The sequence below is a fragment of the Paenibacillus eucommiae genome, from assembly GCF_017874215.1.
Taxonomy (GTDB): domain Bacteria; phylum Bacillota; class Bacilli; order Paenibacillales; family NBRC-103111; genus Paenibacillus_AI; species Paenibacillus_AI eucommiae.
On the sequence record NZ_JAGGLB010000004.1, the window covers coordinates 375,482 to 388,397 of the forward strand.

Below are 12,916 nucleotides of genomic sequence, written 5' to 3' on the forward strand. Positions count from 1 at the left end.
GTAAACTCCTATCTAAACGACGTTTTTTATTTTGCTCCATACAACTCCCAGCAAATTAGCCTTCGCAAACATAAGCTCATCCTTCACCTTCTTGGCTATGCTGCGCTTCAGCTTTCCATGCTCAACAACAAGCAATACTCCGTCACATATGGCCGCCATAATTTTGGCATCGGTTAACGCCAAAGCCGGTGGGGTGTCGATGATGACCATATCATAGCTTTCCTTCAATTCAGCTACCAGTGAAATCATTTGTTTAGATGCCAGCAGCTCGGACGGATTTGATGGTGTAGGTCCTGAGTAAATAATGGACAAATTCTCCACATATGAGTCCCGCTTGATTTCGTTCAGTGTGCTCTGACCTGCCAGAAAGTTCGATAAACCTATGATGTTCTCCCCGCCGAATGCAAGGTGAATGGACGGTTTACGCAGATCAACATCCAGCAAAATCACTTTTCTTCCGATTTGCGCAAAAGCTACCGCTAAATTTAATGCCGTTGTCGTCTTACCTTCACCTCTGTTGGCCGAAGTTATCGCAATCGTCTTGACCTCGCGATCAAATTCAGAGAATTCGATATTAAATCTCAAGGATCGATAAGCTTCGGAAATCAATGAATTGGGATTAAGCTGCATAATAATCATCGAATTAGTGGATAGTTTTGGCATATTGGGTCTCTCCTGCTTTTCCTCGAAGTCTGTTTCCTTTGCCTGACCTTAAATCCTTCTCTTTCATCTTAGGTATTACAGCTAAGGCCGATGTTTCAAAAATCTGCTCTATGTCCTCGTCTGTTTTCAATGTATCGTCCAATGCATCTAACAGGAATATAATACCGATAGCAAACACTAACGAAACGGCAAAACCCAAAATAACATTTCGATTTGATTTTGGATTAAGCGGTACAGGATGCTCCTGAATCTTTGCCACATTTAAAATCGTTACGTTATCCACTTTCATGATCTTGGGAATTTCCGAACGAAACACTTCAGAAACGGCGTTAACGATTTCCACTGCCTTTTGATGGGACAACTGCCGGGTAACGATCGTCATCACTTGCGTAGTAGTTACATCAACAACATTGACGCTGGCGACCAGTTGTTCCGCAGTCATTTGTAAATCTGGATACTTCTGAACAACTACATCCATAATAGCTGGGCTTCTGATTATTTCTTTAAACGTATTAATCAGTGCAATGTTAGTACCAATAGCCCCATAGTCGATCTCTTCATTACCTTTTTTGTTTTTTTCCTCGTTCGCTATAGTTTTATTGACGATTAATTTACTAGATGCTTGATAGATAGGCGTGTAACTTGTATTATTGTACAAAGTCGCGAGAGTAGTAGCTACTAGAACACATACAATAACCAACCACAGACGTTTCTTTATAATCAGAAGATACTCTTTCAGATTAATTTCCATCATTTTCCTCCAAAAAATCCTCTCTCCCTTTTCTTTCATTCAGCATATTTATGCTTGAATCAAGGAGGTATGTTTTATGAACGTATTGCAAACTCTAATAGGCAAAACACCACTAGCTTTAGAACCACTATACTATTAAAATCATATTCTCTTTAAACTCACATTAATTCTTTATAAAGAACGATGGGGCAAAAAAAATTAGTAATTTTGCATTTCACTTATTTACTTGAGTTGAATATTGTTCATATCCTTATATTAGTTCTTTATAGTGAACATGTCAACGCAAAAATATGTGACAATTTCCCATCATATTCTAAATTCCATTTCCATATGGTCTAATCTGCCTTAAAGGTCCCCCCTTTCCTTTGTTTTTGCATCATTTCTACTTATCTCTCGCGGCTTCCATACCCCCCTTTTTCCAATTGCAGTTCTTTAAACGCTCTGTTCTTCTGCTCCTGGAAGAACTGCCTTACCTCCTCAATCGTAATTCCCATCTTCCGAGCTTTCCAAATAAGCTCTTCCCATTCGTCATCGATTTCCACATTGGCTAACTCATTCTTAATCATTACTAATAATTCCTCCCAGAAATGCTCTCCAGGCAGCACAGCCATCCTAGTAAATTTGTTCACCTTAGACCTGTAACTTTGCGTCCTCACTTTTCAGATAAGTTAGCCGTTATCTGGGATAACATGGAATAATACTTTCATTCCATATCTTACTAAGACAGACTCGAAAAGTATGTCGAATCATGTTGTAGGTTTATGTATTTTTTTAACATATGCATTTGAGCGGGTAGATCACAAGCTTTTTAATAAAAATATTTTATTATAGCGGGTTCGACTAAACATTTTATGAACAAAAACTTTAACCTCTGTATTTCGATCATTTTAGACAATCTTTCCGCAAAAAAAAGGATTCTGCTAGGGATATGGAGAACTCCCTTATTATTCCGGTTGATTCTAATAAGACATATCGCTGAAAGGGAAACTCTTTATGCTCGGATCTGAGCTTTACCGAAATATACTGGACGGAGACTCCGTAGTAGAAGCTTTAGCCCACCTAAAAGACTACGTAAAAAAAGCACTGGAATGCGACCATCTCTGTGTTATGCTGACCGAGGAGAATCGGGAGCACCGAGAGGGAGAACAAGCAAAGACCGTGCTTCATACGATTAGTTTATCGCAAGCGGCACTTACTACGATACGTATCATGGAAGAGGAAAGCCGCTATTTTACGAAATGGACCGGTGAAAGCGAATGCCGGATTATATTCCGCGATGATCACGAGGATGGGACGGTTCCTGATCCGATCCGGCTTACCTTTCTATCTCTGGGATTCAAGACCATCTATGCATTTAGCCTGAAAAACAAGCTAACTAACGGAGTTCTACTGTTGATCTCCCACAACGCCGTGCAATTGGATGAAGGAAAGCTCCAAATATGCCGCTTTATTAGCAAGCACATGAAGCATTTGGTGGAAAAAATCCAGTTTCGCAAGCATATTGTGCAGCAGCAGGCATACGAGAACATTTTCAACACGCTCAGAATGAAAGATCTCTATACCATAAATCATAGCTATAACGTAGCTTTCTATTCAACACTGCTAGGAGCACGGATCGGACTTGACGATGAGCAACTAGAGCAGTTGAAAATGTCCGCGCTATTACATGATGTAGGGAAAATCGGCATTCCCGATTCCATTTTGTTCAAGCCTGGCCGGTTGACGGAGCTGGAGTTTGAAATTATCCGCAAGCACCCTACTATTGGCTATGAGCTGCTAAAGGGGCTGCCTGAAATTGATTATGCCCTTCCCGTGGCCAGATGGCACCATGAGCGTTTGGACGGCACAGGGTATCCCGATGGCTTATCTGGTGACTCCATTCCATTATGGGTAAGAATTGTAACGATTGCTGATGCTTTTGATGCTATGACCTCTCATCGGGTCTACCAGGAATCAATGCCTCTGGAAAAGGTGAAGGAGCAAATGCAGTTATACGCAGGCAAGCAGTTTGACGAACAATTGACAGCTATATTTTTAGAGATCATTGAAGAACAAAGCAATTTGATAAATTCTCCACTTACAGCCGAAAGGAGGATTAGTGAATGAATGAACGTCTAGTTGTAGTGGATGACGAACCCCATAATATGGATATTTTACGAATTTTTCTTAAATCCTTGCATTATACCGTCTATGAAGCCGTATGCGGGTCAGAGGCTTTGGAGATGATCGATCAAGTAGCACCCGATCTGATCCTGCTTGACGTAATGATGCCCGATATTTCAGGGTTCGAGGTATGCAGGCAATTGAATGAACGTCCGGATTTTGACATTCCAATCATCTTTCTTTCTGCTAAAGTACAAAAGGAAGATGTTTTACGCGGGCTTCATGTAGGCGCGCATGATTATTTGACCAAGCCGTTCGACCTCGATCTGCTAGAGAAAAAAGTCGCCCTCGCACTCCAGTACCGGAAGAAGCTTGTCTCCCTGCGGAAAGATAATATCAGACTCGAATCGATGGCCTTTAAGGATGGGTTAACCGGACTGTTTAACCGCTTTTATTTATCTAATGTGATGAGAAAGCATGAGGAAGGGCTTATCCGCTTTCAGACGGTTATGATGCTTGATATTGACCGGTTTAAAGAAATTAACGATGTTTATGGCCATCTCTACGGAGATACCGTATTGGAAAGTGTAGCGAGGATTATCAGCGCTGCCACTGATCCAAGGACGGATATTGTAATCCGCTACGGCGGAGATGAGTTTCTGGTGCTGTTTAGTGAAAGTGGAGAACGCAGCGGCACTGTGGCAGAATCTATTCGAACCGCTATATCGGCCTTATCGTTTGAGCCGGAGGTCAAAAGTATGTTTTCAATAACAGTCAGCATCGGTCTGTTTCAGGTTACAAAGGAACAGCCCCTTGAAATCCTGTTATCCCGTGCGGATTATGCCTTGTTTAAAGCCAAGCATTCCGGCCGCAACCAAATATCCAACGAATAGAAATTTGCATTCACAACCTATTCATCCCATTTTTTCACATAAATTGGAGGGACTATTAAATGGAATTGAAGAGCATGAAGAAATTGTTTCATATGACGAAAATGATCAATTCCCGTTTTGAACTGGAGGAAATTTTGCAGCTGTTAGTGGAAGCGGTAGCCAGTGAAATCGCCGAAGCGGATCTGGTTGGTTTCTTCATGAAGCAGCCGGATGGCAAGTTTCTTGGAGTTGCCGGCAACAAAATGCCGATCGATATCACAAAGCTTGTTATTGATCCTAACGAAGATTTATTTGCCAAAGGCATATGCCTAAGCCGGACTAAAGGATATATCGCGGATACAAGCAAGGATTTGCGCGCCGACAAAAACAAGGTCGAAATCCTTAAAATCAAGTCACTGCTCGGTATTCCGGTTTTGGTGGATGATGACATATTTGGCCTTGTTTTCATTCATGATTTCGGCAAGCCGATGAACTTAACGGAAGAGCAGATTGAAGTGGCCGAAGCATTCGTCAACATGGTTAGCGTTGCTATCCACAATATTCAGATGTTCCGGCAAACGAATGAACTGCTTAGCAAACAGCAGCTGCTCCTTGATGCGACGAATGTACTGTCCAAATCTCTGTCCACAAACGACGTACTGAATGCTTGCTTTTATTACATGGGTAAGGCGGCTAATTTACAGGATGTCGGAATCCATTTATATAACGAGAAGGAACGGATCCTAAAGCCTTATCATCTTTCGTCCCAGAGTCAAATCACGGAGGATGAATGGAAAAATAAACATAAGGATCAAGAAATTCGCCTTAGTATTGACAATGATTTGTTATTCAGTGAGGTTGTAAGAAACAAGAAGGCTGTGGCCATTCCAGATGTATACGCCGACCCACGTCCTAATCATGAGGCGTGCCGCGCGTTCGATATTCACAGCCTGCTCGCTGTGCCTTTACTTGCCAAAGGGATGGTGCTTGGCGTCGTGGCTATTCCTTCTATGCATAAGCCCACGACTTATTCAGAAAGCCAAATTGAATTCTGCCAATCGATTGCCGATGTGACCGCTACTGCGCTTTCCAACGCCATTTACGCCGAGAATTTGGACAGTGCTGTCAAAGAAAGCACGGCAGAGCTGGAACATGCCAATCTAAAGCTTGAGGAGCTTGTTAAAGAGCTTCGTTATTTAAATGAGCTTAAAAATGATTTTATTTCTTCCCTATCGCACGAACTGCGAACACCAATTACAGCCATCAAAGGCTCCGTAGATATTTTAAAAAGGGGCATATTAGGCGCACTCAGTGAAGCCCAGGTTGATTTGATCGAGACCTTAAATAAAGCTATCGAACGGTTATTGAACCAGGTGAATGAATTCCTTGATTTCACAAAATTGGAAAACGGTCGCTTTGATCTTTCGCGCGAAGAGACCGTCATTGATGAAGTAATCAGCGAAGCTGCTCGTATTCTTGGTCCGCTGATGGACAAAAAACGTCAAACCTTTATTGTGGAAAGCGACCCCAATATCAGGTTCAATGTAGACCGCCAGCGAGTTCTTCAGGTGCTGCTTAATCTAATGTCCAACGCCAATAAATTCACCCCTGAAGGGGGAAGCATTACGATAAGAAGTCAGGTGGAAGACGGAAATTTGAGTATTGAGGTTGAGGATAGCGGCATAGGCATACCCTTCGAGAAAACAAAACATGTTTTCGTTAAATTTTTTCAAGTTAACAATCAGATGAACGGGACCGGCTTGGGACTTGCCATCTCTAAGCAGTTGGTTGAGCTGCATGGTGGACGCATCTCGTTCGAAACTCAGGAAGGTCAGGGCACTACTTTTAAATTTACGATACCGACAAAGGAGGCAGGCCTATGAGAGCCATAGAAATAGGGTTGCAGTTGCTTGTTGAACGCGGTGTCCGCCATATTTTTGGTATACCTGCTGGCTCGATTAATGCGCTGTACGATACGCTGTTGGACATGCCTGAGCTTCGTCCGATTGTAGCGAAGCATGAGACAACAGCGGGGTATATGGCCACCGCTTATACACGAATTACTGGTACTCCTTCGGTTTGCGTCGGTTCTAGCGGACCAGGGGCGACAAACCTGATTTCTGCGGCTGCCAACGCTTGGAAGGAGAAGCTGCCGGTACTGTTTATCACCGGCTCTGTCCCCTCTACAAAGCTCGGAAAAGGCGGAGCACAGGAGCTTGCTGCTGATCCGCTCTTTGAGCCGATCACGAAAACGAGCTCCCTAGCGCTTGATGCCGAAAGCTTGCCGAATCTATTGGCTGAAGCCTTATATACAGCAACAAGCGGTGTCCCAGGTCCCGTTCATATAGCCATTCCTATAAATATACAAATGACAGAAATTGGAAACCCCTCTCTCCCTCTATGGATTAAGCCTAGGTCTATCGAACTAGACGAAACTGCTCTACTGAAGGCCATGGATCTAATCGCAGCAGCCGGTCCGCGTGGCTGCCTGTTGCTTGGCCATGGAGCCAAGTCAGCGAGGTCGGCAGTTGTCCGCTTCGCTGAGCGTACGGGCTGGCAGGTAGCAACAACACCGCGTGGAAAAGGAGTTTTCCCTGAAGACCATCCTTTATCTCTAGGTGTCTATGGCTTATCCGGGAATACTCAAGCGATTAACAAGCTGAACAGTAACGATCATGAGCTTTTATTAGTTATTGGCTCGAGCCTGGGCGAACTGGCCACAAGCAATTGGGAAAGTAGGCTGCAGGAAAGTGTAAAGCTGATTCAAGTAGATATTGATGTCAATGAATTCGGTAAAACCTACATACCGGACGTTGCTGTACGAGGTGATGCCTTGATGGTATTGGACCGGCTTCTGGCGGGACTTCCCTGGCAATCCTCCCCTTCTCCTGAAGCTGCACCTGTCAGAAAACCCCTCCCTATTGAGGCAGACTCGGAGGAGTGGAATACGATGACCGCAATCCGCCAGATTGGGGCGTGTGCAGCACCCGATACACGCTTTTATATCGATATCGGTGAATTCATGACTTATTCCATCCAGAATTTGTGCATTACGGCCGACCAGCGTTTCGATATTGACATAAACTTTGGGGCTATGGGTTCAGGCATTGGCGGTGTAATTGGAGCTAAACTAGCCGATCCAACCCGTCCAACCGTATGCATTACCGGAGACGGCTGCTTCTTTATGCACGGATTTGAAGTACTTACTGCCAAGCAGTATGGCCTTCCGATTGTTTTTGTAATCATAAACAACGCCCGTTTGGGTATGGTCTATCATGGACACATGCTGCAGTACAAGCGCTGCCTGGATGATTTCTCGCAGCCTAGAGTTGATATTGCAGCTGCTGCAGCCTGCCTTGGTCTGCGCACTGTTCAAGTGCACTCTCTAGCTAATCTTCAGCCCCATCATATGCGGGAATGGTTGAGTTTGCAAGAACCCATCATCGTTGAAGTTATAGTAGATGGAAACGAGGTGCCTCCAATGGGCGAGCGTGTGAAGTTTTTGGAGGGTGCGACTTATTAGTTGTTAAATATCAGAGCAGCATGTTTGTATTCAGAACTCGATAATCCTTCATGAAAATGCTGGACATGTTTGAATGATATTATAGCAATCAGTATCAAATAGGCTACCATACTTCGGTAGCCTATTTTTCATTCAGGAAAGCATATTAATTTTTGACTTCAGATTTATATTATTTATTTTATTTCGTTAATTCCTGATTGTTGATATTTATTTCATCTGCTTTTAATTGTAATTTGGCATTGTATAGCTTGTTGTTTTTGATCTCATACTTAGGAGCCCCTTTACCTCCGTATAAGGTTGAGATCCCTTTTGCTGCTATGTTAGTAGTAATGATATTGCCTCTGATAATAGCACTTAGAATATCAAAAGGTTTATCCTTGTCCAGAATGTTATTGAATCTAATAATTTCTGTGCTGGCATTAGTTATATTATTGGCTGTGATTGTGTTGTTTTCAATATATATCTTCTTTGCTGCATTAATATGAATTGCTGAAGCATTTCCTAAGACTTCGAAGTTTGAATTTTTAACAGTGACGTCGGCGTCGGCATGTGTAATGGCTAATCCAGTTCCTTTAGTTTTGAATTTACATCCATTAAATTCGAATTTGCCTGAAGTAATGGCAGCGACTTCACCTACTCCACTTTGAGAAGCTTCGAACACACAATTATTATAGGTTCCTCTCGGAACTGATAAGTTATATTTAGCGTTATAGCCAATGACTTTTAAATTATCGAAAATGCTGCCATCTGCCACACTTCCTCCTAATGCACGCAAAAGCGGTTCACCAATAATAGTGATATTTTTTAAGTGAACGGGTTGTCCATCCAAGGTCATTCCAGAATGTGATTTATTATTATTATAAATTGTTATATTAGAAGCTTCGACACCAAAGGCTTTATTACTCGAAATTCTAAACATAGAATCTGTAAATATCATACCATCAATTTTCAAGTTGGGGCCTACAAAGAGCGTAATTGAATTATCCATCCTATTATTTATAAAAGTTGCATCGTGACTAGCATTGATACCCGAACCATCGAAGTGGTTATCCTTAATTAATGAATTAGTAAATGGGGATGAAATTGCCAACCCGATTGCACCTTTGGAGGCAAAATGGTTGCCTTCAGCAATACCGTCATGACCGTCGTAAAATATAAGATCGTATTTACTATTATTATAAAATTTGTTGTTTCTAATGACGATTTCACTATTTATATATCCGTTTTCACCAGCTCCGCCTTCTACATCAATTCCAGCCATGGGTGCAACACCGCCAATACCGCCAATATCATGGAAACTATTATTTTGGACTACAACATTTTTAGCCCCGCCAATCGTTAACCCTTGTCTGCGGTTGAAGGATGACTCCGAATTTTGAATAATAATGTCTTTCGATTGCACTCTGTTCCAAAGCTCCACATAGTTACCTTGTTGAATGGTTCCGACAAAAACAAGTCGAATAGAATCGGCTCCAGTCGGAATCGGAATATACACATTCTGCCTTTGGTTCTTTGCACTAGAGAGGAATTTTCCGTCTGCTTTATAGAAGTGAATATCGAATATATTCGAAAGCTTCTGTCCATTATCGATAATTAGAGCACCTGTAAAATCAAATGTGGGATCGGAAATTTTCCAACTTTGTTTTGTTCTGATTTTAGACGAATCTGAAACAAGCTTTCCTTCTTCGTTGATGCCGCCAGATTCAAAATTGTCTTTATATATACCCTGTCCATAGGCACCACTTCCACCAATGCAGATGCCGTCACCTGTAAACTTTTCAGTTTTTATACCATCAATTGTCACATTAAAGGCACCGGCTGTTAGTATTCCATAGCCTCCTTCATGAGTGCCCCCACTAGAGTAATCATGCGTATCTCTGTCACCGAGGTACGTTCCGCCCTTAATCATCACGTTTTTTACACCGACACCAACAAATAGCGTCACATAGTAGGGATATCCATTTGGTTCTTTTTGAATAATGGCCTTATCGTCAAGGATAAATGTCATGTCGCTAACCATATGAATGCGGTCATTTTTGTCATTGCCGGATCCAGTTCCTTTAGAGATCATGTAAGTACCTGCTGGTACTTTAAAAGTCGTTTTTCCATTATCATGCGCCCACTTCAGTGCGTCGTTCAGACCCTTTGTCGTCTCCGCAGGATGGGTTCCATCATTGTGAACTCCCCAATCTGCAGGGATTAATTGATAAACCGAACTGGCAGCAGCAGCAGCCTTAGCCCCATTAAATTGAATCATATTTTTAATAGTAGATTGAAAATCACTTTTTTGAAAGAATAGAATAAAAGGAATTGCTAATAAAACGGAAAATAAAGTAAGATATTTTTTTTTCATAATATAAAATTACTCCTCTTTACATACACGATTTTTTAGTTTGGTTATGTTCATGTGAATTAACTGCTCAGATTCTTGCCCTCTATTATTCGACATAATCTATAAAATTGTCCATCTATTCACCTCTCAATATAAAATATGATATCATATATTACAATAAAATAATGGAATATTATGTCACAATTTGTAGGTTTAAAATATATATTTAAGTTTTCTCTTTTGTCTCATCTTAGGGTGGTATATCAGCAGCTATGTAAAAGAAGGTTTATCCCCTTATATTACAGTATTATGTCCATTTGTACACCACATAAACTCTCATACGGAGATGATGAAATTATTCATATGAAAACTTATTGAAATAATTCAAAAATTCGCAGTAGATTCTGTGTGAAAATAACTCAACTGGTTATCCCATGAACGCCTCAACCGCCTTAATTTTTCAAAATATTCTTTAAATTATTACCATATACACCTCTATAAATCCATTCGTAGAGGATGAGTTAACCTTCGCTTCTTGCTTGAACAAAGTAAAGTTTTTGTTGTCCTAACTTCATTGGATACGTCGTCACTCCGACTCCTCTCTGAATTCCTATTTTTAGCATTTGGAGTTAAGCTGTCTATATGACACCTTATTTCTAGCACATCAATCTCAGGATTTCTCCACCAGTTTAGCTTGGCAAGAACACACTACAAAAAAAACCACTTACAAAAGTAAGTGGTTTTTCTAATTATATAGGCCCGGTGGGATTCGAACCCGCGACCAGATGATTAAGAGTCAACTGCTCTACCAACTGAGCTACGGACCTGCATTTAAATTCATTTTTTCTTTATAAAATTGGTTGCGGGGGCAGGATTTGAACCTGCGGCCTTCGGGTTATGAGCCCGACGAGCTACCGGGCTGCTCCACCCCGCGTCATTAAAAAATCTTTAATATAGACCTATAAAATAGGTCCGCTTGGCAACGTTCTACTCTCCCAGAACCCTGCGGTTCAAGTACCATCGACGCTGGAGGGCTTAACGGTCGTGTTCGAGATGGGAACGCGTGGCTCCCCTCCGCCATCATCACCAAACGGTAAGCTTCGGTTAAGAAGCTTCATACAGGAAATGTTATTCCCTGAAAACTAGCAGCGAAACGAACGATTGATTGAAACCCGGCATACCATGTACATGGCAGCCTTGGTCTTACATGTGTGGTTAAGCCCTCGACCGATTAGTATTCGTCAGCTGCATGCATTGCTGCACTTCCACCTCGAACCTATCAACCTCGTCGTCTACAAGGGGTCTTACATACTGGGAAATCTCATCTTGAGGGGGGCTTCGCGCTTAGATGCTTTCAGCGCTTATCCCTTCCGTACATAGCTACCCAGCTATGCCTCTGGCGAGACAACTGGTACACCAGCGGTACGTCCATCCCGGTCCTCTCGTACTAAGGACAGCTCCTCTTCAAATTTCCTACGCCCACGACAGATAGGGACCGAACTGTCTCACGACGTTCTGAACCCAGCTCGCGTACCGCTTTAATGGGCGAACAGCCCAACCCTTGGGACCTACTTCAGCCCCAGGATGCGATGAGCCGACATCGAGGTGCCAAACCTCCCCGTCGATGTGGACTCTTGGGGGAGATAAGCCTGTTATCCCCAGGGTAGCTTTTATCCGTTGAGCGATGGCCCTTCCATTCGGTACCACCGGATCACTAAGCCCGACTTTCGTCCCTGCTCGACTTGTTGGTCTCGCAGTCAAGCTCCCTTCTGCCTTTGCACTCTTCGAATGATTTCCAACCATTCTGAGGGAACCTTTAGACGCCTCCGTTACTCTTTAGGAGGCGACCGCCCCAGTCAAACTGCCCACCTGACACTGTTCCCCTACCGGATCACGGTAGCGGGTTAGAACCTAGATACGATCAGGGTGGTATCCCAACGTTGCCTCCACCTAAGCTGGCGCTCAGGCTTCAACGGCTCCCACCTATCCTGTACAGATCGTACCGGGGTCCAATATCAAGCTGCAGTAAAGCTCCATGGGGTCTTTCCGTCTTGTCGCGGGTAACCTGCATCTTCACAGGTATTAAAATTTCACCGGATCTCTCGTTGAGACAGCGCCCAAGTCGTTACGCCATTCGTGCGGGTCAGAATTTACCTGACAAGGAATTTCGCTACCTTAGGACCGTTATAGTTACGGCCGCCGTTTACTGGGGCTTCAATTCATAGCTTCAGGCTTACGCCCTGACCACTCCTCTTAACCTTCCAGCACCGGGCAGGCGTCAGCCCGTATACTTCGCCTTGCGGCTTCGCACAGACCTGTGTTTTTGCTAAACAGTCGCTTGGGCCTTTTCACTGCGGCCCCCTCGGGCTATTCACCCTACCGAGGCACCCCTTCTCCCGAAGTTACGGGGTCATTTTGCCGAGTTCCTTAACGAGAGTTCTTCCGCGCGCCTTAGAATTCTCTTCCCACCCACCTGTGTCGGTTTGCGGTACGGGCACCTTCGCCTGGCTAGAAGCTTTTCTTGGCAGCTTGAACTCATGACCTTCGGTACTGCAATTTTCCCTCCCCATCACAGCCCAGCCTTCACGATGTGCGGATTTGCCTACACATCAGCCTCACTGCTTGGACGAGCATCCATCAGCTCGCGTCACTATCCTTCTGCGTCACTCCAT

Annotated in this window: 8 protein-coding genes, 2 tRNA genes, 2 rRNA genes and 1 riboswitch; of the genes, 4 read left to right on the forward strand and 8 right to left on the reverse strand. The window is 43.2% G+C overall.

All coding sequences use genetic code 11. The features are described from left to right. Positions 1-12: 12 nt before the first annotated feature. The 3 genes from J2Z66_RS09570 to J2Z66_RS09580 all read right to left on the reverse strand — a co-directional run bounded on the left by J2Z66_RS09570 (position 13) and on the right by J2Z66_RS09580 (position 1,980). Positions 13-663 (reverse strand): CpsD/CapB family tyrosine-protein kinase, encoded by a 651-nt coding sequence (locus tag J2Z66_RS09570; protein ID WP_209971161.1) that lies wholly within the window; start codon positions 661-663, stop codon positions 13-15. After that, on the reverse strand, positions 644-1,414 hold the full coding sequence (locus J2Z66_RS09575; RefSeq protein WP_209971162.1) for a YveK family protein: 771 nt from the start codon (positions 1,412-1,414) through the stop codon (positions 644-646). The genes J2Z66_RS09570 and J2Z66_RS09575 overlap by 20 nt, the downstream gene beginning before the upstream one ends. Positions 1,415-1,800: 386 nt before the next feature. Next, the gene (locus tag J2Z66_RS09580; RefSeq protein ID WP_209971163.1) at positions 1,801-1,980 is read right to left on the reverse strand and encodes an anti-repressor SinI family protein; all 180 of its coding nucleotides are present in this window, start codon (positions 1,978-1,980) and stop codon (positions 1,801-1,803) included. A gap of 28 nt (positions 1,981-2,008) precedes the next feature. Beyond that, a riboswitch (cyclic di-GMP riboswitch) is annotated at positions 2,009-2,098 on the reverse strand. Between the two features lie 309 nt (positions 2,099-2,407). On the opposite strand from J2Z66_RS09580, the gene J2Z66_RS09585 reads away from it, so the two are divergent. From J2Z66_RS09585 to J2Z66_RS09600, 4 genes are read left to right on the forward strand one after another with little or no spacing between them, the layout of a single operon-like run. Next, positions 2,408-3,520, forward strand: coding sequence for an HD-GYP domain-containing protein (locus J2Z66_RS09585; RefSeq protein ID WP_209971164.1), 1,113 nt, complete (start codon positions 2,408-2,410; stop codon positions 3,518-3,520). Beyond that, the gene (locus J2Z66_RS09590; RefSeq protein ID WP_209971165.1) at positions 3,517-4,410 is read left to right on the forward strand and encodes a diguanylate cyclase; all 894 of its coding nucleotides are present in this window, start codon (positions 3,517-3,519) and stop codon (positions 4,408-4,410) included. Before J2Z66_RS09585 ends, J2Z66_RS09590 begins: the two co-directional genes overlap by 4 nt. 59 nt (positions 4,411-4,469) lie before the next feature. Next, entirely contained in the window at positions 4,470-6,272 is a 1,803-nt protein-coding gene (locus J2Z66_RS09595) for a GAF domain-containing sensor histidine kinase (RefSeq protein WP_209971166.1), read from the forward strand. Then, on the forward strand, positions 6,269-7,912 hold the full coding sequence (locus J2Z66_RS09600) for a thiamine pyrophosphate-binding protein (RefSeq protein WP_209971167.1): 1,644 nt from the start codon (positions 6,269-6,271) through the stop codon (positions 7,910-7,912). Before J2Z66_RS09595 ends, J2Z66_RS09600 begins: the two co-directional genes overlap by 4 nt. A gap of 178 nt (positions 7,913-8,090) precedes the next feature. On the opposite strand, the gene J2Z66_RS09605 is transcribed toward J2Z66_RS09600, so the two are convergent. The 5 genes from J2Z66_RS09605 to J2Z66_RS09625 all read right to left on the reverse strand — a co-directional run. Beyond that, positions 8,091-10,265, reverse strand: a complete 2,175-nt coding sequence (locus J2Z66_RS09605; RefSeq protein WP_209971168.1) for a right-handed parallel beta-helix repeat-containing protein — start codon at positions 10,263-10,265, stop codon at positions 8,091-8,093. A 733-nt stretch (positions 10,266-10,998) separates the two neighbouring features. Beyond that, a tRNA-Lys gene (locus tag J2Z66_RS09610) sits at positions 10,999-11,071 on the reverse strand. 30 nt (positions 11,072-11,101) lie between these two features. Beyond that, a tRNA-Met gene (locus J2Z66_RS09615) sits at positions 11,102-11,178 on the reverse strand. A 40-nt stretch (positions 11,179-11,218) separates the two neighbouring features. Next, positions 11,219-11,335, reverse strand: a 5S ribosomal RNA gene (gene rrf, locus J2Z66_RS09620). A 120-nt stretch (positions 11,336-11,455) separates the two neighbouring features. Further along, a 23S ribosomal RNA gene (locus J2Z66_RS09625) occupies positions 11,456-12,916 on the reverse strand; the annotation flags it as partial.

Coding starts and splice junctions, on each gene's coding strand:
- J2Z66_RS09570 (WP_209971161.1), bottom strand. CDS start 663: ATGCCAAAACTATCCACTAATTCGATGATTATTATGCAGCTTAATCCC.
- J2Z66_RS09575 (WP_209971162.1), bottom strand. CDS start 1,414: ATGGAAATTAATCTGAAAGAGTATCTTCTGATTATAAAGAAACGTCTG.
- J2Z66_RS09580 (WP_209971163.1), bottom strand. CDS start 1,980: ATGATTAAGAATGAGTTAGCCAATGTGGAAATCGATGACGAATGGGAA.
- J2Z66_RS09585 (WP_209971164.1), top strand. CDS start 2,408: ATGCTCGGATCTGAGCTTTACCGAAATATACTGGACGGAGACTCCGTA.
- J2Z66_RS09590 (WP_209971165.1), top strand. CDS start 3,517: ATGAATGAACGTCTAGTTGTAGTGGATGACGAACCCCATAATATGGAT.
- J2Z66_RS09595 (WP_209971166.1), top strand. CDS start 4,470: ATGGAATTGAAGAGCATGAAGAAATTGTTTCATATGACGAAAATGATC.
- J2Z66_RS09600 (WP_209971167.1), top strand. CDS start 6,269: ATGAGAGCCATAGAAATAGGGTTGCAGTTGCTTGTTGAACGCGGTGTC.
- J2Z66_RS09605 (WP_209971168.1), bottom strand. CDS start 10,265: ATGAAAAAAAAATATCTTACTTTATTTTCCGTTTTATTAGCAATTCCT.